The sequence below is a fragment of the Aliihoeflea sp. 40Bstr573 genome (assembly GCF_024105655.1).
Classification (GTDB): Bacteria; Pseudomonadota; Alphaproteobacteria; order Rhizobiales; family Rhizobiaceae; genus Aliihoeflea.
Window position 1 is genome coordinate 1 of record NZ_JAAAMH010000032.1, and the last position, 20,147, is coordinate 20,147.

Consider the following 20,147-nt stretch of genomic DNA (forward strand, 5'->3'; position numbering starts at 1 on the left):
TGCAGAACATCAGATGCCTGAAGGCTTCCGGTCGCTCAGACTTCCGGCTCGGTTACGCCACGCCGCATGACGTTCATGCTCCGTTCGACCTTAGCGTGTCGCTGGGAACAGTTCTTGTTCCGACCCCAGACGAGCAACGCCTATCGCCTGTCCTTGCCGGAAAAGGCCCGTCAGTTTCTCGGCAGGTTCGGCAAGGCCCCGCCCCCGCCTGCTGATCATGGACAGGATCAGCAGGCATGGAGCGAGGCAATCGACGCCTACAAGACCACCCTGCCCCTCGATGAGCGGACGCAGCTCGACACCGGCGATAGCCCGCTCGGTAAGGCCCTCGTGATGCTGGCAAAGAGTGTGATGAAACGTGAGTCCGATAACCAGACTGAATCTCCATCTGATCTTTATCTAAGAGGGCAAACATAAGCGGTCGCCGCTGTTCGGGCTGCTTGCGCAGCCCTGCGGCGGTTCCGATCCGCGTATAAGGCGGATCGGGAGGCGGCACCCTCACAGCAAAACCGCCACGTTCGCGCCGGCGGCAACCGTCCTACGGGCTTTCGAGAGGGAGCGAGGGGCAAGGGCGGGGCTTAATATTTGCTGTATTGCCAGCAATAAGGCATTTAAGCAAAAATTCTTGCCGTCAATGCGGTTTGCTGCTATGCCAGCAATATGAAAACAATCGCCATAGTCAGCCAAAAAGGCGGGGCTGGAAAAACCACCCTCGCCTTGCACCTTGCTACGGCCGCCGAGGCGGCCGGGCTTCCCGCCGCTATCATCGACCTTGACCCCCAGGCAAGCGCCGCCGGATGGGGCGATAGCCGACAAGGTGAGGCCCCGGTTGTCGTCGCGCTTCCTCACACTCGTTTGCCGCAAGGCTTGCAGGCCGCGACCGATGGCGGGGCCGAGCTGGTCGTGATCGACACCGCGCCGCACTCGGAAGCGGCCGCAATGGCGGCAACGCGATCGTCCGACATGGTGTTGATCCCGTGCCGAGCCGGAATCCTCGATCTTCGCGCGATCGGAAGCACGGCCGAGCTGGTGAAACTCGCCCAAAAGCCGGCCTTTGTCGTTTTGAACGCCGTGCCGCCGCGTGCCACGCAGCTTCTGGCCGATGCGCGGGAAGCCGTTCAGGTTCACGGCTTGGAGGTTGCCCCCGTCGCCTTCCAGCAGCGGGCGGCTTTCGGACATGCGCTCACGGCCGGCAAAACCGCTCCGGAGTATGAGCCGGCCGGCAAAGCCAGCGAGGAAGTGTCCGAATTGCTGACCTGGCTTAGAGGCCAATTGCTGATTTGACGGCAAGCTGTATTGCCAGCAATAAGGCATAATGGTATTGCTGGCAAACTGGCAGTTTGATGGGATAAAACCATGTCGAAAAGACCGAGTTTAGCCGCGAGCATGAAGGCCGTGGGCGCGCAGACCACGCCGCCTGTTGCGCCTATCGCGGAATCCGCCCCCGCGCCGACCCCGGATCGTGCCGAGGGTAAGCGTTACCATGCCGCCACGCGGGCCGGAATGAAGCGGGTGACAGTCGTGGTCGAGCCGGAGGAACATCGCCGGGTTAAGCGGCTGTCAGCCGACACCGACCGCTCCATTGAAGACCTCATGCGCGAGGCGCTTGCTGACTTGCTGGCAAAACATAGTGCTTGATTGCCAGCAAAGCGGCGATGCGGTAAGGGCCTTGAAGTGTAACGCTATGTGTCATACATTCAGGGGCGAGGAAGTCGCGTGAGGGTTTTCAAAAACAGCCGGTTTCACAAGTTTGCCCGAAAGGAGAAAATCTCTGACGCGATGCTTTGTGAGGCTGTAGAGCGGGCTGAGCGCGGCCAGATCGACGCCGATCTAGGGGCCGGCCTTATCAAGCAACGAGTAGCGCGGCCCGGCGCTGGAAAGTCTGGCGGCTTCCGAACGCTGGTTTTCTTCCGCGCGGAGACGAGGGCGGTTTTCGCGTTCGGGTTTGCCAAGAGCGATATGGCGAACCTTGATGATGCGGAAGAAGCCTACTTGAAGAAGGCCGCAAAGCTGGTCTTGGGGGTTGCAGATGCGCAGATGGACGCGGAAGTTGCTGCGGGTCGAATGTTCGAGGTGAATTGCGATGAGCAAGACTTACAAGAGTGAAGCTCTGGCGGCCGTCCATGAGATGATGGAAGGCTTCTATGAGTCCGGCGCGATCGACAAGCAGACGATGCGCGAATTTGACGAGGGGTGTCTGACAACCGTTGAGCCGCTGACCCCCGAGGAAATCCGTTCTATTCGTGAGCGTGAGCGTATCTCGCAGCCTGTCTTTGCCCGCTATCTCAACGTGAGTAAGGGGCTGGTGTCAGATTGGGAACGTGGGGTGAAGAAGCCCGGCGGCCCGGCGCTGCGGCTGCTGACCGTTATTCAGAAAAGGGGCCTTGAGGCGATTGCCTGATTGCTGGCAAGTTGGCAAACAAGCAATTTGGCAAGTTGTCTGCCTGCATCCCGCCCCCGGCCGTCCCTACGGCCCTAGATGATGAGAGCGGGACGGCCGGGGGCTAGCGTCGCGGGTGTGGCCTGGTTGAGCGATGCCGGCGAGCAGCCGGCCCCGGCCCGGAGGGAACGCGCTCCCACATAGCGCCGAAGTGACCGGAGGGCCGCAAGAGAGAAGCCCCGGTGCGTCAGCGCCGGGACCGCTTTTCCCATCTGGCCGGCTCGGGCAGGGGGGCTTCGCGCTTTTCGCGCAGTAGGGCTTTCATTTCTTCCATCGAAATACCCGGTCGGGAATCATCGGCCGCCACCTGTATGCGGCGCTTGAGTAGTTCCCGGCGCAGATCGGCATGGGGTGCCAGCTCCTTATGCTCGCCCAGGATCACGAACACGGCTTCGGACGGATCAAGGAACGTGTCCTGTTCGATCAGATCGAGCAGCCACAGGGCCAGCGACGGCGGCAGATAGGCTTCAAACCGCAAGCCGCCCTTGGCGGCCTGGTCACGGAGCTGCTTGGCCTGTTCAACGGCATGGGCCTTGTCGGCGGGATCGGGCCATTCGGGCGCATCGGTGTCGGTCATGGTTTCATCCTTTATGCTTGGTCGAACAGCCCCCGGAATTCTGCATCGGCGTAATAGGCGAGCTTGCCGGCGACGATCGGCCGTTGCCCGGCGAGGAACAGCAATTCGACATGCTGCGGCAGGTTGCGGACCTCATCGGGGGTCAGCAGCGGCCGGGCCGTGTGTTGCTCGCCATAGGAGAGGCCGGATTTTTCGGAATCGAGCGCCCGGCTCATGGTCTGGAACACCACGGTTTCCTGCCCGAGCAGATCGGAGACGAGGCGGGCGCTGTCGTGATCGTTGACACCGAACACCTGTAGGACGCCGGCGTTTGACAGGAAGGTTCCGGCGCGTTGCCCGTAGGTGGCGCGGAGCTGGTGAACGTCTTGCAGGATCGGCCAGAGCTGGACGCCATAGCCGGCCATGAGGCCCATTGCGCGCTCGACGGGGGCGAGGTGGCCGAGGGCGGCGAACTCATCCAGCAGGTAGAGGACCGGCACGGCCGGCTTGGCGGGGTCGCGCGCCATGTCGGTCCGGCTTTGCGCGACGAGCAGACGCAGCCAGCGGGAATAGGTGGCGAGGCGATCGGGCGGCAGGACGAGGAACACCGAGGCGTTGCGGCGCTTGAGATTGGCAAAGCGGAAATCGGATCGGCCGAGGACCGCGACCATGCGGGGGCTGTCGAGGAAATGGGTATGGCGCTGCGCGGCCGAGAGGACGCCGGCCGCTTCCCGGTCGGATTTGCCGAGGTGGCGGTTTGCGGCGCGGGCGATCAGGCCGCCGGCGGCCGTTGACGCCTGCATGTCCTTCAGGAGCGCCGCGAAGGCTTCAGGGGCGAGGGTGAGAGCTTCGCGCAGGGTAGCGAGGTTTCGCCTGTCGCGCGGCTCGCTGGCGGCAATATGGAGGATCAGGCCGGCAATGAGCGCCTTGGCTTCCTCGTTCCAATGCGCCTCGCCGGCCATGCCCGGTTCATCGAACACGAGGGCGTCGGCCAAGGTGCTTGCATCTTCCGCGACATCGAGGCCGGCCGGGTCGAGCTGGTCGAGAGGATTGAAGGCGGCCGAGGGCTGGCCGGTGACGCCGAAGGGGTCGAGGACGTGGACCGGGCCGAAGGTCTGGCGGGCGTGGCCGGCGATCTTGGCATTTTCGCCCTTGGGGTCGATGCAGATCACGGAGCGGTCGGCCGTGAGCAGGTTAGGGATGATGGTTCCCACCCCTTTGCCGGTGCGCGTCGGGGCCATCGTCAGCAGGTGGGCCGGGCCGTCATAGCGCAGGAGCTTTCCCGTTTTGCCGTCGCGGCCGATCAGCAGGCCGGAATCGGCGCGGGCAAGGGCGGCGGTTTCCTTGTCGGTGGCGAAGCGGGCCGAGCCGTGGGTTTCGCCGTCCATATCCCCGAAATGGATAATCAGCGGATTGGTGACGAGCCGGAAGGTGATCGCGGCCAGCACCAGCAGCGTGACGAGATCGAGCGCGATGAAGGGAACCGAGCCGGGGCCGAAGCCCATTTGTTCGAGGAAGAACCGGCCGCCGAAGCCGGCCACGAACAGGGTTATGATGAGGATGAACAGAAGCCCGAGAAGCGGTTTCCAGATGCGGAAGGGCAGGGCGAGCAGGGATAGGAACGCCCATAGCGGATCACGCGCAGCCTGCCGCATCATGTTCTTGAACGCGGCCCAGGCTAACGTCGCCTGATTCATGAGGCGGCCCCCCCGGCGCTGTCTGTTGTCTCCCTGGCCGGCGCGTTGGCGATCAGATCGGCAAAGAGTTCCTTATCGCCAGGGCGCGTCAGGAAGTCGGGCAGCTCGCGCTTGAGCCATTCGCGGAGGCGTCGGGAAAATTCCTCATCCTTGCCGCTTTCGAGGCGATGCAGAACGAGCGCGCCGAGCAGCACCTTGCGGCGGGTATCGTTGGCGCGCTCCTGTTTGCCGAGCCGGGCCTTGAGCGTGGCGCGCTGCGCATCCAGCTCGGCCAACCGCTGTTCGATCGTCTTGCGCGCCATGTGTCGTTTCCTTCTATCTAGCGGGGCGAGGGGTTGGCCCGCCCTTGAGGCGAACCATGATAATTTTCGGATTTTCGCCAATGCGCTCGACCTCGACAATGCCCGACGCCTCGACCAGATCGGAGAGGCGGGGAAAGCCATAGTTACGGGCGTCGAAATCCGGCGATTGTTTCGCCAGGTGCGCGCCGACGCGGGCCAGATTGGCGCGGCCGTCTTCGTCGGCCGAGGCGGTGACAGCTTTCGCCAGCATGTCGAGGGCAGCGCGATCGAGTGCCGCTTTCGCCGGTGCAGGCTTGGCGGCGGCCGCTTTAGGCGCGGTGACGGCTTCCGCTTCCTTCTGTTCCCCGGCCGTGTTGAGCACGTCGAAATAGACGAACTTGTCGCAAGCGGTGATGAAGGGGCGGGGCGTCTTGCGCTCCCCGAACCCATAGACGATGACGCCTTGCTCACGGATGCGCGCGGCCAGGCGGGCAAAGTCGCTATCACTTGAGACGATGCAGAAACCGGAGAAGCGGCCGGTATAGAGCAAGTCCATCGCGTCGATAATCATCGCGCCGTCCGTTGCGTTCTTCCCGGTCGTATAGGCGAATTGCTGGACCGGCTGAATCGAGTGTTCCAGCAGGCACTCTTTCCAGCCGTTGAGGTTCGGCTTGGTCCAATCGCCATAGATGCGCTTGACGCTGGCGGTGCCATAGTTGGCGATCTCAGCCAGCAGCCCGGTTATGATTTTCGGGGTGGCATTATCGCCGTCGATCAGCAACGCAAGTGTTCCGGCGCTGTCTATTGCCATCGGTCTGCACTCCCATTTGAGCCGAAGTCTATCCGATGCAAGCAGCGTCACCAAACACGATTATGCGCTACCTTGAATTTTTGGCAGCTTTTCAGCACAATCAGGGCCTCAGTTCATCGCATCGACCTTGCCGCAAGCGCCACACCGAGCGACGAAAGAGCGTAGCGATTGAGTAGAGAAGGGCGCACTTACGAGTTGCTATGCAACTCAGCGCGCCGCCAGCTTGGAGGCTGGCGGGAAAGGCGGAAACTAGATCGAGGCAACGGGTTGGCGATCTACCATTTGAGCATGAAGCCAGTTTCGCGGGCGGGCGGCCGTAGCGCCGTCGCCTCAATGGCTTATCGTGCCGGGGAGAAGCTGACCAACGAACGCGACGGGATCACGCATGATTTCAGCCGCAAGCAGGGCGTTGAACATGCCGAGATCGTCTTGCCCGAAGGCGTTTCAGCCGATTGGGCGCGGGATCGGTCGGACTTGTGGAACGCCGCCGAGTTTGCCGAGAAGCGCAAGGATGCCCGCGTTGCGCGGGAGTTCGAGATTGCCTTGCCGCATGAGCTATCGGCCGAGCAGCGGCTAGAGGCGGCGCGGGAGATGGCGCAGGAGCTGGCCGACCGCTACGGCGCGGCCGTGGACTTCGCCATTCATGCGCCGCACGAGGCGAGCGACGTTCGCAATCACCATGCCCACATTCTTATGACCACGCGGCAGGTGACGGAGGACGGGCTAGGCGACAAGACCTATCTTGAGCGCGAAAACAAATGGCTGTTGGCGCACGACCTGCCGACGACAGATATGCAGCTCCGCGACCTTCGCCAGCGATGGGAGGGGATCGCCAACGAGCGGTTTGCGATGGCCGGGCTAGATATTCGCATCGACCATCGTTCGCATATGGAGCGCGGGCTAGAGATCGCGCCAACCGAACATATGGGCGTCCATGCCACGCAGATGGAGCGGCGCGGCCTCGACGTATCGCGGGCGCGGCTGGACGAGGAAGCGGCCCGGCGCAATGCCGAGTTGATCCGGGAGAAGCCCGAGCAGGTTCTAACCCTCATCACCGGGGAAAAGAGCGTGTTCGACCGGCACGACGTTGCGCGGGCGCTGCATCGCTACATCAACGACGATCCGCAGGAGTTTCAGAGCGCGTTCGCCAAGGTGATGGCCTCGCCGGCGCTGGTCGAGCTTCAGCCCGAGCGGGCCGACCCGGCAACGGGCGAGATCGAGCTTGCCCGCTATTCGACCCGCGAAATGGTCGAGATCGAATCCGGCATGATCGAGAGCGCGCAGCGGATGCACGGCGCGCATGGTCATGGCGTCGATCGCCGGCATGTCGAGCGGGCCATAGAGCGGCAGGACGCCGCCATTCAGCGCAGCGCCGGCGATGCTTCCGCCCGGTTGTCCGACGAGCAGCGCCGGGCGATCGAGCATATCACCGGGCCGGAGCGGATCGCGGCCGTTGTCGGCTATGCCGGCGCTGGCAAGTCCACCATGCTCGCGGCGGCGCGCGAGGCATGGGAGGCCGAGGGCTATCAGGTCCACGGTGCGGCCTTGTCGGGGAAGGCGGCCGAGGGCTTGGAGGAAAGTTCCGGCATCCAGAGCCGCACGCTGGCGTCATGGTCCCGCGGTTGGGACAACGACCGCGGCACGATCGGCCGCGGCGACGTGTTCGTGATCGACGAGGCGGGCATGGTCGGGAGTCGCCAGCTCGCCGGGTTCATCAACGAGGCCGAGGCGCGCGGGGCGAAGATCGTCCTTGTAGGCGACCATGAGCAGCTACAGGCGATCGGGGCCGGCGCACCGTTCCGGGCGATCACGGAAGAAATCGGCCATGCCGAGCTTTCCGAGATACGCCGGCAGCGCGTGGACTGGCAGCGGGAGGCTTCCGTTGACTTCGCCACGCACCGGACGGCCGAGGGGCTGGCGGCCTATCGGGATCGCGGCAATATCAGCTTTGCCGAAACCGGCGAGGACGCGCGGGGCGAGATCGTGCGCGATTATCTTGCCGATCGTGACGAGCGGCCGGAGGGAACCCGCGTAGCTATGGCGCATCGCCGGGCCGATGTTCGCGCCATCAATGACGCGATCCGGGCCGAGCTACAGGACCGGGGCGAGCTGGCGCAGGGCAACGTGCCCGCCGTGGGCTCGGACGCCAGCGCGCTGACCTTCCAGACCAATGACGGCAAGCGGGAGTTCGCGCCGGGCGACCGCATCGTGTTCTTGGAGAACAACCGCGACCTTGGCGTGAAAAACGGGATGCTAGGCACGGTCGAGCATGTCGAGCCGGGCCGCATCATCGCCACGCTGGACGGCCGGGGTGGCGATAGTGTTTCCGTGCCGATGGGCGACTATCAGGCGATCGACCACGGCTATGCAACGACGATTCACAAAAATCAGGGCGCGACGGTCGATCGGTCCTATGTGATGGCGTCGGGGACGATGGACCGGCATCTAACCTATGTCGCCATGACCCGGCATCGTGACGGGGTGCAGCTCTACGCGGCACAGGACGAGTTCACCAATGCCGGCCGGCTGGTCGAGCATGGGGCCGCCCCGTTCGAGCATGACCCGCAGAAATCCGGCAGCTATTTCGTGACGCTGGAAAACGACAAGGGCGAGCAGCGCACCCTATGGGGCGTCGATCTTGAGCGCGCCATGAAGGAGGCCGCGCCGGAGATCGGGGAGAAGATCGGCCTACAGCATGAGGGTTCCACCCCCGTCACCTTGCCCGATGGGACGCAGACGCACCGGAACACATGGAAGGTTCAGGACGCCGGCGAGCTGGCCTATAGCCAGCTAGAACGCCGCCTGTCCCGGTCGGGCGTGAAGGAAACGACGCTCGACTATACCCGCGACTTTGCCGAGCGGCGCGGGATCGCGGAGCAAATGGGCGTCCGCAGCGAGATCGAGATTCCGGCCGAGCGCGCCGGGCTACGTGCGGAACGGGAGTCGACGGCCGAGCGGCACCCCGCCGAGCGGGAGCGCATCGAGGACCGCGCGCCGAGATCCTCGCAAAAAGTCCGCGAAGATCTCGCGCAGGATCTTCGTGCAGATCCGCGCGAGGATCTCGCCGGCGATCGACAGCAGCGCCGCAATCCGTTCGAGGGCCTGAAACTCGGGCGTGGCGCGGCGGCCGAGAGCCGCGAGCCAGACCGTGCCGGCGAGGATGGCCCGCAGATCGACCAGAAACGGCCGCAGCAGGCCGAGAAGCAGCGGCGCGGTATGTTCGCCGGCCTCAATCTCAATGCGCGCCCTGCCCCCGCACAGGAGCGCGGCGAGCGGCCGGAAAGGGAAGGGAGCTTGCGGCCGGCGCCGGCGCCCGACCGGCTGGCCGAGCGGGCGCGGGGGCAGTCGCCGCTTGAGGTGGCCGTTGACCGCTATTCGCGGGCCTATCAGTCGATCGACCAGCACCGGCGCGAGGGCCTGCCGGTTCTCGACATGCAGCGGCAGGAAATGCGCGATGCCGGCCAGCAACTCGACCAGGTGCGCGACGGCATGAAAGATTTGATGCGCTCGACGCTGCAAAACGACCCGGCGTCGGCGCGCGCTATGACCGAGCTTTCCGGCCGGGAGCGTGTCGCGCAGGTTATCGACGGGATGAAGCGCGAAAACGCCGCGCTGCAAGACCCGAATATCAGGGCCGAGCGGTTCGTTGAACGCTGGCAGGAGCTACAGGGCCAGCGCCGGGAGCTTCGTGGCTGGCAGCACGACGAGGCGCGCGGCAAGGTCGAAAGCCAGATGAACGGCATGACCAAGAGCCTTGAGCGTGACCCGCAGGTAGATTCCATCCTGCGCAATCGCCGGCAGGAACTCGGAATCGGGCAGCAGCAGCGCCGGGGGCAGAGCATCGCCCATGAGCTGCAAGAGGAAATGACACGCAGCCGGCAACTTAGCCGGGGCATCGGTTTGGGAAGATAGGCACGGAGAATATGGCGGAGCTGGACGACGACAGGGAAGGAATCGAGCCGGAAGCACTGGACGAGGACGCCGGCGACCCGGCCGCCGCGTTCGACGCGCTACGGCGCACGATCGAGACGCAGGGCGCGCAGATCGGCGCGGAAATGACCGTGATGCGGCGCGGGCTGGAAGCGGCTTTCGACCAGCTCGAAAAGATCGAGCCGGCGCAGGACTACAAGCCCCAGCTCGCCCAGCTCGTGCAGGCGCTCGACAATGCTGCGGAGCGGATGCACGGCGTAGAGCAGTCACCCATTCTCCGGCAGGGCGCGCAGCACTATGCGGCGGTCCTCGAGCGCAGCGGCGAGGCCCTTATACGCACCGCTGCGCAGCAGCTCGAGCGGCAGGCGTCCGACCTCGAGCGCGCCGGCCGCAATCTTTCGGCGCACGTCGCCAGCGCGCGGGAGCGCGATCGGCAAAATTGGTGGCTTGTCGTCGCCTTCGCTGTCGGCCTGCTCGCCGGCGCGCTGGTGATGCTGTTCCTTCCGCGCCTGTTGCCGTTCTCGGCCGCGCCGCGTGTCGCCAGCGTCGTCATGGGCGAAAGGCCGTGGCAGGCCGGCATGAGCCTCATGGCGTTCGGCAGCCCGGAAGCATGGCAGCGGGTGGCGTCGGCCGATCAGCTTGTTGAGGCGAACAGGGAGGCGGTAGCGGCTTGTTGGGAGGCCGCGCGCACGGCCGGCGAGGATCAGCGTTGCACCATCACCGTGAAAGCGCCGGGGCAATAGATTGCTGCCCCGGCGTGAAGTTCAGAAGGCGAACTTGGCTTGGCCTTTGTCTTCGACAGGGCGCAGCCGGGCATAGGCAAGAAGATCAGCGATCGAGCCGCCCTTGTCCCGCCAGCCATAGAAGGTGTCTTCCCCGAGAAGGACATAGTGCCATTCGGAATCGCTACGCTGTTCCGGAGGAAGGGCGTTGATCCGGTCGCACCATGAAACGGCGGCCTTGCGCTTGCGCAGCACGTTCGGGCTGGTGAGCTGGCCTTGTGCCTTTGTTTCCACCAGATAAATCGCGCCGCCTGCTCTCACGAAGAAATCCGGCGAATAGAACGCCGGAAGCCCATCTTCCTTGATGTATCGCAGGCGCGCGAAGGTGTGTTTCTGCTCGTTGATCTTGCAGAAGGCTTCAACGCTGGCGTCACGCTCGCAGGTTTCCATAAATGCCAGTTCAAGGCCGCCGTTCCGCGAGGGATAGGGAAGGCGCAGATAGGCGCTGACGCCCCGGCTTTTGTCACGGGCCAAGAGCCGGTCGGCATGGGTATGCCCGGCGTCTCGCATCGGCAGCGTTTGCGTCTCCGTCGAGGGGCACGCTGATGGCCAGCTACCACCTCTCCGTGAAGACGATCAAACGCAGCGCCGGACGCACCGCGACGGCGGCGGCGGCCTACCGCGTCGGCGAGCGCATCGAGTGCCAGCGCGAAGGTCGCATCCACGACTACACCCGCAAGCAGGGCATCGAGGAGACGTTCATCGTCGCCCCCGAGGATGCGCCCGAATGGGCCACGGATCGGTCCAGGCTCTGGAACGAAGCCGAGGCCAGCGAGACCCGCCGCAACTCCGTCACCGCCCGCGAATGGGAGCTGGCCCTGCCGTCCGAGATCAGCGCCGAGGATCGCTCGCACATCACCCGCCAGTTTGCCGAGGAGCTGGTCAGCCGCTACGGCGTGGCCGTCGATGTGGCGATCCACGCCCCGCACCGCGAGGGCGATCAGCGCAACCATCACGCCCATGTTCTGACCTCCACCCGCAAGCTGGAAGCCGAGGGGTTCACGGTCAAGACGCGGGTGCTCGATTCCGCGAAGACCGGCGGCGTCGAGATCGAGCAGATGCGCGGTGTCTGGGCCGAGCTGCAGAACCGCGCATTGGAGCGCGTCGGAGAGGCCGAGCGGGTTGATCACCGGTCCTTGGAGAAGCAGCGCGAGGCGGCCCAGGAACGTGGCGACACCCTGTCCGCCGAGGCGTTGGACCGCGACCCGGAGCTGAAGCTGGGGCCAGCGGCGAATTCGATGGAGCGACGGGCGAAGGCGATGGCCGAGCGCGAGGGCCGGGAATACGTGCCCGTCACGGAGCGCGGGGCCGTGGTCCATGCGGCCCGCCAGGCCCGTGCCGCGTTCCGCGAGATGCGCGAGCGACTGGAGTTGGCGCGGGAGACCTATGGCACGGCCCGCGAGGAGGGGCAGGGGCGTGTGTCCGCCGGTTTGGCGGCACTCCGGGCAGCGACATCGAAAGAACGCGGGCCGCGCGCATCGAACGATATCCGGGAGCGATTGGCGCGGATCACTGGGCGGGACGGTCCAGGTCGGGAAGAACCGGAACGCGGTGGGCAGAGTGACGAAGAACCGAAGCGTTCTGTGCAGGAGCGGTTGCGGGAAGCGCTGGACAAGGATCAAGGGGCCGGGCGGGATGCAGGTGCGGAGGAGGGCGAGAAGCCGTCGATCCGTGAGCGGCTGGACGATGTGTTAAATAAACCGCGTGAGAGGCTGGAGATCGAGGATGAACCGGAGAGGGATCGGGAGATCGAGAACGAACGCGAGATTGATCGAGAAATCGACCGTGACCCGGGCCTCAGTCACTGACCTGCCGCCATCTTCGACAGGATCGAGGCGGTGTGTTTCGACGCCTCCGGGACGCTGGGAGAGATGAGGTTCATCTTTTTCGCCTTGGCCAAAGAGCGATGGGAAAGCTAACGAGATGATGCGGCCGCAAGGAATCCTCTGGATCATCGGCGATAAGTTCCATATCACGTCCACATGCAGACATACCCCGCCATTTGTTTTGTAAAAATCGGACTCGCCGTATTGCTATCGGCGAATCTGATTTTCGGTATCGCAAAAGCTGATACCCATCAGGCAGGCGTGGGTGAAACAATCTTTGAAAACACTGTTCTAGCCACCGATCACGCTGATCGTGATCAGGCTGCTCAGGAGCAAGGGGCGCGCGAAAGCGATGACGCGGCCCATGGTCCCGGTGATTGCCATATCCATGTCATCGTATTGAAAGAGGCAAAGTTGACCTGCGACCGGTCGTTGGTCGACAGTTCTCGACAGTGGGGTGACGTCCCTGTGATCCTTGCCTCTGTCCAGGGTTATTACCGTCCTCCGCGAGGGTGATTTAACCTTTCTGTGATCGAGATGTCGCAAATCCTGTCATGGCACAGGACTTTGTAGGATTATTTGACAATATGGCCGACCGTTGAAATAGCGAACTTCGTTCGAGGCCGTTTCAACGGATAAAATCCGGGAGCAAAATTTCATCAGGTGACCTGAATGGGTTTTGGAATCCTTCCCGTCCTGGAGTGCAATTATGAGACTGAAAACGATGTTCCTGGTTTCGCTGGCGATAGTCGCATTGGCCTTGGCCACGACCATGACAAGCCGTGCGGAAAAACCACTGGTGATCAGTGGCGCGGCTGCGGCGGAGCCGCATGATGATGCCGATCATGCCGGTGAAAGTGCAGATGCCCATGGTACCGACGATCACGCAGACGAAAGTGCGGATGCCCACAGTGATGACGGCCACGCAGATGAAAGAGCCGACGCCCACGGTGATGACGATCATGCCGGTGAAAGAGCCGACGCCCACGGTGATGACGATCATGCCGGTGAAAGTGCCGATGCTCACGGTGACGACGATCATTCAGATGAAGGCGGTAGCGATATTGTCAAATTGACAGGTGAGGTCGCGCAGGAGGCCGGGATCGTGCTTGAGCAAGCTGAACTGGACGCCTTGGGCGAGTCTCTCAGCCTGCCGGCAGAAGTTCGCTTTGATGCAGACCGGATGGCCAATGTATCGCCAAGGGTGAGCGGTGTTATTGATCGCATCTTTGCGGGTGAAGGTGATACAGTCGAGTATGGAGACAGACTCGCATTGATTTCCAGCCGCGATCTGGCCACGCTGAAGGCTCAATGGGTCACTGCGGAAACAAGGAAATCACTGGCGGCGCAGGCATTGGAACGTGCGGAGGGCCTGTGGTCCAAAAAAATAACTTCCGAGGCGACGGTCCAGGCAGCCCGTGCCGAGCATGAAGCGGCAAAAGCCGAGAGCGAAGCGGCAGAAACGGAGCTGCATGCGGTCGGCATCGATCACGCGGCACTCGAGAAGATTGCCACGGCCGAAGATGGCAACAATGCGAATGCCTATCTGACTGCACCGCTCTCCGGAACGGTGATACGACGCGCGGTCACGCTGGGGGGAACCGTGACAGCCGGCGATTCCAGCGCCGAGGCACTGTTCACGATTGTCGATGACAGTGTGCTTTGGGTTGATATCGCGGTGTACAAACAGGACATCAGCCGCGTCCGCATCGGAGCGCCGGTTGCCCTGAAATCGGACGATGACGATATCATCACACAATCTACGGTGGCATTTGTATTGCCGGTCATTGATGAGGCTTCCCGCACGGCGACGGCGCGTGTGATCGTGGATAACAGGGACAAGGCCCTGACCCCCGGGCAGTTCGTGATCGCAGATCTCAGCGTTGGCAATGCCAGGGAAGTGCTGCGCGTCCCGCAATCCGCCGTGCAACTGGTAGAGGGGCGCTCGTCCGTCTTTGTCCCGGTGGACGGCGGTTTCGCACCGCGCCCCGTCATGATCGGCACAACGGCTGGCGGCTATATCGAAATCCGCACCGGGCTGGAGGAAGGCGACCTGTTTGTCTCTGACGGTGCCTTCACACTCAAAGCCCAGCTTGAAAAAGACGCTTTTGGCGACGGACACGGACATTAGGATAGCTGATCATGACCGATTTTATGCACCGCATCGCCGGCGGATGGCTTTTGGCCGCCATCGCGGCTTTTGCGATGACGATTGGCGGGCTTTTTGCGTTTCGCGCCTTGCCTGTCGATGCCTTTCCGGATGTGACGCCATCGCTGGTCCAGGTCTTCACCGAAACCGAGGGGCTCGCACCGGAAGAGGTTGAACGCTATGTGACCTACCCCATCGAAACGGCAATGTCGGGTCTGCCGAAACTCAAGAACATGCGCTCGGTCTCGAATTTTGGACTGTCGGTGGTAAACATCTATTTCGAGGACGGCACGGATGTCTATTTCGCCCGCCAGGTGGTGGGTGAGCGGCTTGCCGAGGCGCGTGGCAACATCCCCGAGGGATTTGGCGACCCGCAAATGGGGCCGATATCGACCGGGCTTGGCATTATCCTGTATTTCCGTCTGGAAGACCAAACCGGCGAACGCGACCTTGTCGAGATGCGTGAAATCCAGGACTGGATCATCAAATACCAGTTGCAAACCGTTCCGGGTGTCACGGAAGTATTGTCCCTCGGCGGCTACGAAAAACAGTATCAGGTCAGGCTCGATCCCGATGCGTTGCTCGCCTATGATATCCAGATTGCCGATGTGATCAGCGCGCTGGGGCGTGGAAACAAGACAGAAGGCGCGCAATTTCTCGAAATAGGGTCCGAACAATACACGGTACGCGGGGTCGGGCTTGCCCGAACGATCGAAGACCTCGCTGAGATTGTCGTTACCGTTGAACACGGACGCACCGTGCGTGTGCGCGACCTTGGCCATATCACCGTGGGCGGGGGTGTCCGTCAGGGACTTGCAACCGCAAACGGCGAGGGGGAGGTCGTTGCGGGTCTGGTTTTGAAGCTCTATGGCACCAATACATCCGATGTGATCGCACGGGTGCAGCAGCGCTTTCAGGAAATCAACGCCAGCCTGCCGGAGGGCGTGCAGGCAGTCCCCTACTACGATCAGGGGACACTGGTAAACAAGGCGGCCGCAACTGTGACCACGGCATTGTGGCAGGGCGCATTGCTTGTGGGGTTGGTGGTATTCGTCTTTCTCGGAGGATGGCGTCCAAGCCTGGTTGTCGTGCTGTCGATACCGTTCTCGGTAGGGTTTGCCTTTATCGCCATGCACATGCTCGGCATCAGCGCCAATCTGATGTCTTTGGGTGGCGTCGCTATCGCCATCGGGATGATGGTGGACGGTGCCATTGTCATCTCCGAAAATGTGGACCGCGGCTTTCAGGAGGACGACGGGTCGGAAGATCCGCGCTGGCTGGTTGCCCGCTCTACTGCTGAGGTGATCGCGCCCCTGGTCGCAGCGGTTGCCGTGGTTATCGTTGTCTTCCTGCCACTTTTTTCCTTGCAGGGCGTCGAAGGCAAGACATTCCGACCCCTGGCCGCTGCGGCAGCACTCGCCATGACAGGATCGCTTTTCTATGCAGCCCTGATTGCGCCTTCAATGGCCTTTTTCGTGATGCGCCGATCCACCAAGAAAGCTCCGGACCAGCCCGGACGTGTTGCATCCATGATCAGCGGCACAGCAGGGTTCTTTGTCCGCAACCGTTTTTTCGCGATCGTCCTGTGTGGTGTGCTGTTGGCTGCAGGCGGTTTCGCGGGATCGCGGCTTGGCTCCGAATTTACGCCATCGCTCGAGGAAGGCGACATTCTGATGCGGCTGACCATGGCACCCTCGATTTCGCTCACCGAAGCGATGGCAACCACAACGCGGGTAGAAAAGCGACTGCTGAAGAACTTCCCTGAAATCAAGTCCATTGTGACCCGTATCGGGCGGGGAGAAGTCGGCGCACATGCCGACCCGACCAATAGCGCGGAAGCCTTTGTCGAGTTGAATCCGGTCGAGCAGTGGCGCCCTGGACTGTCTGCGGAAGGACTGCGCACCGCGATTTCGGAAGACCTGGAATCCTATCCGGGGATTGTGGTGAATATCGGCCAACCCATCGCGATGTCCGTCGACGAATTGCTGACCGGCACGCGTGCCGAACTGGCCGTCAAGATTTTCGGACCGGATTCCGAAATCCTGTTGCAGCGATCACAGGTGCTGCAATCGCTGCTGCAACAGGTCGAAGGAGCAGCCGAGGTGCAGGCCGACCAAATTACCGGTGCCCCGCAGCTTGTGGTGACTGTGGACCGGTCAGCCCTTGGCCGCTACGGGCTTGATGTCGAGGATGCGCTGGATGCGCTGCGTGCAGCCGTAGGCGGTGCCGAGGCCGGATCCCTGTTCGAGGGTGTGCGACAGTTTCCGATCATGGTTCGTTTTGACGAAGATAGCCGCGACACACCCGAGGCGATCAGCCGTATCGTGCTGGAATCGCCCTCCGGAGCGCGGGTGCCGCTGGAGACGGTTGCCAATATCGGAACAGTAATCGGTCCGCGCCAGATCACACGCGAGGATGGCGAACGCTTTATCACGGTCCAGTCCAACGTGCGCGGCCGCGATATCGGATCTTTCGTTGCCGAAGCGCAGAAGTTGACTGACGCTCAACTGGAGCTGCCGCCCGGGTATCGTCTGGTCTGGGGCGGTCAGTTCGAGCTTCAGCAACAGGCGAACGCCCGCTTTGCCGTGGTCATTCCGATCACGCTGGGCATCGTCCTGCTGATCCTTCTGGTGACTTTCGGAAGGCTGAAATCAGCGATCCTCATCTTGTTGAACATCCCCCTGGCGCTGACCGGCGGCGCGCTGGCGCTCTGGTTTGCAGGATTGCCGGTGTCGGTTCCCGCCACGGTCGGGTTTATCGCGTTGTTCGGCATCGCATTGGGCAACGGCATGGTGTTGGTCAGTTTCATGGATGACTTCGCGCGTGCCGGGCGCGATCTGGACGCTTTGGCCATCGAAGCCGCAGGGCTGCGCGCGCGCCCGGTCCTGATGACCGCCATGACGACGGCGCTGGGGCTGGCACCATTGCTCTTCGCCACCGGCGTCGGTGCCGAGGTGCAGCGCCCGCTCGCCACGGTGGTGACCGGGGGGCTGGTTTCATCAACCGTGCTGACGCTGCTCGTAATGCCCGCCCTGCACCGCTGGTTCGCACCCCGACAAGGAGGGCATCATTCGCTTGTCGAAACGGCTCATGGGCAGCATGCGAAGTCAGCCTCGGGAGCCCTTACCTGATGGAACGAACGCGCTTCAGGCCTGCTTGGGTGCAGAATTGGCAGAGGGGGAGAGTTCGATGAACATGGCGACGTTTTCGGGCGCGACCCCGCAGACATCTCCAGCGGTTTCATCGTGGCGTGCACTGTCATGAGACCCGCCCTGATTTCCGCTGTAAGGGCATTGGAAGTCATCCAAAATGGTGGTTATCGCCGGTGCCAAAAACGGTTTAGTTTTGTCATTTATCAAAATAAAATAACGGTTTAGGGAGCGGAAAAACTTGGGGCGGCACCCGACGCTTCGTGCGCACCAATACAGAGCCGGTGATCCCCCAGAACCTCGATGACGCGACACTTCCCCGCATGGCCGGGATCATCCGCGTCAGCCATCCGAACCAGCTCTTCCCGAAGCTGCGCGAGAATGATCATGCGCCGGTCCACCGCCGCGAGCTGCTTGCGTGCGATCTCATGGGCAGGTGCGCAATCCTCTGACGGGGCTTCTGCCAAGGCCATCAGATCGGCGATATCATCGAGACCGAAGCCCAGTTCCCGTGCGTGGCGCAGGAAGGCCAGCCGTTCGAGCGCCGCTTCATCGTAGCGCCTCTGCCCACCTGTTGTCCGCGCCGGTGACGGTATCAGGCCCCGGCTTTCGTAGTAGCGGATCGTTGTCACCTTCACGCCCGTCCGGCGCGACATATGCCCGATGGAGTATTCTTTCATCATTGCCCCTTGAACCTATAGTCGCTGTAGATCGTATCTATCCTGAAACGATACGAATCGAAAGGAGCCGCCGTCATGGGTCACGGCCACCATCATCACGTCGATCTCGAGGCTGGCGACCGCCGCGTCTTCGCCGCCATCGCGGTCAATATGGGCCTGACGGTCGCGCAGATCGTCGGTGGTATCGTTTCCGGCTCGCTCGCTCTGATCGCGGACGCGCTGCACAACTTTTCCGACGCGATCTCGCTCATCATCGCTTTCGGCGCTCGAAAGATCGCGCGGCGACCAAGGGATGCAGAGATGACGTTCGGCTATGGCCGGGTCGAGGTCGTCGCCGCGCTAATCAACTACACCACGCTGATCGTGATCGGCCTCTATCTGCTTTACGAGGCCGCGATGCGCTTTGCCGATCCGCAGCCGGTCGAGGGCTGGCTGATCGTCATCATCGCAGGCATCGCGCTGATCGTGGACGCGGTGACGGCGGCGCTGACCTACGCCATGTCCAAATCCAGCGTGAACATCCGTGCGGCCTTCCTGCACAACGTGGCCGACGCGCTCGGCTCTGTCGCCGTGATCGTCGCGGGCACGCTGATCCTGCTCTACGACTGGCGGCTGATCGACCCGCTCGTGACGGTGCTGATCGCGGGCTATATCCTGTGGCAATCGTTCCGCGAAATTGGACCTGTGATCCGTATCCTGATGCTTGGATCGCCGCCCGAGATCGAGACAGACGCGGTTCTTGATACCGTGCGTGGAATCGACGGCGTGATGGGCATTCACCACGCGCATTTCTGGCAGATGGACGAACACCGCGCGGCACTGGATGCGCATGTCGTCATAGCCGAGGGGCGTTGGTCCGACGCAGACGCCGTGAAGGAACGGATCAAAGCTGCACTGGCTGACCGGTTCGATATCGAGCACACGACGCTTGAGCTGGAATGCGCGCGCCACGCCTGCGACGACCCGTCCGAGTTCGGCGGGCAGGGGCATGGCGACGAGCGGCACGGATGACCGTCTACTCTGTGTAGCTCTCGCAGCCGTCGATCCCGGTCCCCGTCGCGGCAAGGAGCCGATCCGCATCACGGAGAAGATCGGCAACCCGTCCATCCGCCAGGCGATACCGGACAAATCGACCTTCGCTGCGGCGGCTGACCAGCCCGCAGTCGAGCAGGCAGCGCAGATGGTTCGAGACGTTGGGTTGCCCCAATCCCGTATGACCGACAATTTCCTGCACGTTGCGTTCGCCTGATACCAGCGCATCAAGGATCGCCAGACGGCTGGGATCGCCGAGGCCCCGGAAGAGCTTTGCCCGCAGTTCCAGAGCGTCGGCTGCCAAAAGGTCGCCTTGCGCGTCGTTCGTCATCATATCATTGTCCACTGATACGTCAGCGGTGAACCCTTTCGCTCGCCACCTTGAAGGCCTAATCGGCCCGAAGCTGGGATTTTGGCCAAGTTGTGGAACGTTGCGCGAACGGATTGACCACCATGGTTTCCTCGCCTGACAATTTGCTCCTGGAACAGGGAGCGGATTTATGGGCCTGCGTGTTTCGCCTGAGTCGTTGGCCAGGGAATGGAGCCTGTCGTTTGCCGACATCGACTTTGTGAACGCCAAGCCGGCCGGTTCGAGGCTCGGACTGGCGGTGCAGTTGAAGTTCTTCGCAGCCTTCGGATATTTCGCCACCACGGCGGATGAGGTTCCCGGTGAGTCGGTTTCGTATCTGGGGTCGGTTCCGGCTGAGGGCGAAATGACACCCTAAGCATTCTACTTCTTGGGCCACAGATACTCGCCAGTCAGCAGGATGTGCGCCCAGCCCAGCGGGGATATGTGGGCTAGCAGTTCGGGCGG

The 20,147-nt window shown here is 62.7% G+C and carries 20 protein-coding genes; 13 read left to right on the forward strand and 7 right to left on the reverse strand.

Annotated features, from left to right (window positions below; translation table 11 throughout):
- The first annotated feature begins 114 nt into the window (after positions 1-114).
- From GTK01_RS19795 to GTK01_RS19815, 5 genes are all read left to right on the forward strand, one after another.
- A complete protein-coding gene (locus GTK01_RS19795) occupies positions 115-417 on the forward strand; it encodes a hypothetical protein (RefSeq protein WP_252929383.1) in 303 nt (100 codons plus the stop codon).
- Positions 418-660: 243 nt separating this feature from the next.
- Complete coding sequence (locus GTK01_RS19800; RefSeq protein WP_030092365.1) at positions 661-1,284, forward strand: AAA family ATPase; 624 nt, start codon at positions 661-663, stop codon at positions 1,282-1,284.
- Between the two features lie 72 nt (positions 1,285-1,356).
- Entirely contained in the window at positions 1,357-1,638 is a 282-nt protein-coding gene (locus tag GTK01_RS19805; RefSeq protein WP_037506114.1) for a ribbon-helix-helix domain-containing protein, read from the forward strand.
- Between the two features lie 78 nt (positions 1,639-1,716).
- Positions 1,717-2,106, forward strand: a complete 390-nt coding sequence (locus GTK01_RS19810) for a type II toxin-antitoxin system RelE/ParE family toxin (RefSeq protein ID WP_252929385.1) — start codon at positions 1,717-1,719, stop codon at positions 2,104-2,106.
- Positions 2,084-2,401, forward strand: a complete 318-nt coding sequence (locus GTK01_RS19815; RefSeq protein ID WP_024899700.1) for a DNA-binding transcriptional regulator — start codon at positions 2,084-2,086, stop codon at positions 2,399-2,401. Before GTK01_RS19810 ends, GTK01_RS19815 begins: the two co-directional genes overlap by 23 nt.
- 226 nt (positions 2,402-2,627) lie before the next feature.
- On the opposite strand, the gene GTK01_RS19820 is transcribed toward GTK01_RS19815, so the two are convergent.
- From GTK01_RS19820 to GTK01_RS19835, 4 genes are read right to left on the reverse strand one after another with little or no spacing between them, the layout of a single operon-like run.
- Entirely contained in the window at positions 2,628-3,017 is a 390-nt protein-coding gene (locus GTK01_RS19820; RefSeq protein WP_030092366.1) for a hypothetical protein, read from the reverse strand.
- 11 nt (positions 3,018-3,028) lie between these two features.
- On the reverse strand, positions 3,029-4,693 hold the full coding sequence (locus tag GTK01_RS19825) for a type IV secretory system conjugative DNA transfer family protein (RefSeq protein ID WP_252929387.1): 1,665 nt from the start codon (positions 4,691-4,693) through the stop codon (positions 3,029-3,031).
- On the reverse strand, positions 4,690-4,995 hold the full coding sequence (locus tag GTK01_RS19830; protein WP_030092368.1) for a hypothetical protein: 306 nt from the start codon (positions 4,993-4,995) through the stop codon (positions 4,690-4,692). Before GTK01_RS19830 ends, GTK01_RS19825 begins: the two co-directional genes overlap by 4 nt.
- Before the next feature lie 13 nt (positions 4,996-5,008).
- Entirely contained in the window at positions 5,009-5,785 is a 777-nt protein-coding gene (locus GTK01_RS19835; protein WP_030092369.1) for an NYN domain-containing protein, read from the reverse strand.
- Between the two features lie 267 nt (positions 5,786-6,052).
- Between GTK01_RS19835 and traA the strand changes: the two genes are divergently transcribed.
- Both traA and GTK01_RS19845 read left to right on the forward strand, forming a co-directional pair.
- Complete coding sequence (traA, locus tag GTK01_RS19840; RefSeq protein WP_252929389.1) at positions 6,053-9,697, forward strand: Ti-type conjugative transfer relaxase TraA; 3,645 nt, start codon at positions 6,053-6,055, stop codon at positions 9,695-9,697.
- An 11-nt stretch (positions 9,698-9,708) separates the two neighbouring features.
- The gene (locus GTK01_RS19845) at positions 9,709-10,458 is read left to right on the forward strand and encodes a DUF6118 family protein (protein WP_061979514.1); all 750 of its coding nucleotides are present in this window, start codon (positions 9,709-9,711) and stop codon (positions 10,456-10,458) included.
- 21 nt (positions 10,459-10,479) lie between these two features.
- Here the strand turns inward: GTK01_RS19845 and GTK01_RS19850 are convergent, their stop codons facing one another.
- Positions 10,480-11,007, reverse strand: coding sequence for a hypothetical protein (locus tag GTK01_RS19850; protein ID WP_252929391.1), 528 nt, complete (start codon positions 11,005-11,007; stop codon positions 10,480-10,482).
- Positions 11,008-11,042: 35 nt separating this feature from the next.
- Here GTK01_RS19850 and mobQ point away from each other — a divergent pair, with 35 nt between their 5' ends.
- The 4 genes from mobQ to GTK01_RS19870 all read left to right on the forward strand — a co-directional run bounded on the left by mobQ (position 11,043) and on the right by GTK01_RS19870 (position 17,603).
- Positions 11,043-12,305 carry a MobQ family relaxase gene (gene mobQ, locus GTK01_RS19855; RefSeq protein WP_252929393.1) on the forward strand — a complete coding sequence of 421 codons (1,263 nt, stop codon included), beginning with the start codon at positions 11,043-11,045 and terminating at the stop codon, positions 12,303-12,305.
- A gap of 174 nt (positions 12,306-12,479) precedes the next feature.
- Positions 12,480-12,839, forward strand: a complete 360-nt coding sequence (locus GTK01_RS19860; protein WP_252929395.1) for a hypothetical protein — start codon at positions 12,480-12,482, stop codon at positions 12,837-12,839.
- A gap of 193 nt (positions 12,840-13,032) precedes the next feature.
- Entirely contained in the window at positions 13,033-14,454 is a 1,422-nt protein-coding gene (locus tag GTK01_RS19865; protein WP_252929397.1) for an efflux RND transporter periplasmic adaptor subunit, read from the forward strand.
- Between the two features lie 11 nt (positions 14,455-14,465).
- Positions 14,466-17,603, forward strand: coding sequence for an efflux RND transporter permease subunit (locus GTK01_RS19870; protein WP_252929399.1), 3,138 nt, complete (start codon positions 14,466-14,468; stop codon positions 17,601-17,603).
- 242 nt (positions 17,604-17,845) lie between these two features.
- On the opposite strand, the gene GTK01_RS19875 is transcribed toward GTK01_RS19870, so the two are convergent.
- Positions 17,846-18,301, reverse strand: a complete 456-nt coding sequence (locus GTK01_RS19875; RefSeq protein WP_088636087.1) for a helix-turn-helix domain-containing protein — start codon at positions 18,299-18,301, stop codon at positions 17,846-17,848.
- A gap of 75 nt (positions 18,302-18,376) precedes the next feature.
- On the opposite strand from GTK01_RS19875, the gene GTK01_RS19880 reads away from it, so the two are divergent.
- Positions 18,377-19,312: a cation diffusion facilitator family transporter gene (locus tag GTK01_RS19880; protein ID WP_088636073.1), complete on the forward strand. Its 936-nt coding sequence runs from the start codon at positions 18,377-18,379 to the stop codon at positions 19,310-19,312.
- 4 nt (positions 19,313-19,316) lie between these two features.
- Here the strand turns inward: GTK01_RS19880 and GTK01_RS19885 are convergent, their stop codons facing one another.
- Positions 19,317-19,667 (reverse strand): helix-turn-helix transcriptional regulator, encoded by a 351-nt coding sequence (locus GTK01_RS19885; RefSeq protein WP_088636088.1) that lies wholly within the window; start codon positions 19,665-19,667, stop codon positions 19,317-19,319.
- Between the two features lie 166 nt (positions 19,668-19,833).
- Here GTK01_RS19885 and GTK01_RS19890 point away from each other — a divergent pair, with 166 nt between their 5' ends.
- Positions 19,834-20,058, forward strand: coding sequence for a DUF4158 domain-containing protein (locus GTK01_RS19890; protein ID WP_252929403.1), 225 nt, complete (start codon positions 19,834-19,836; stop codon positions 20,056-20,058).
- Positions 20,059-20,147 lie beyond the last annotated feature (89 nt).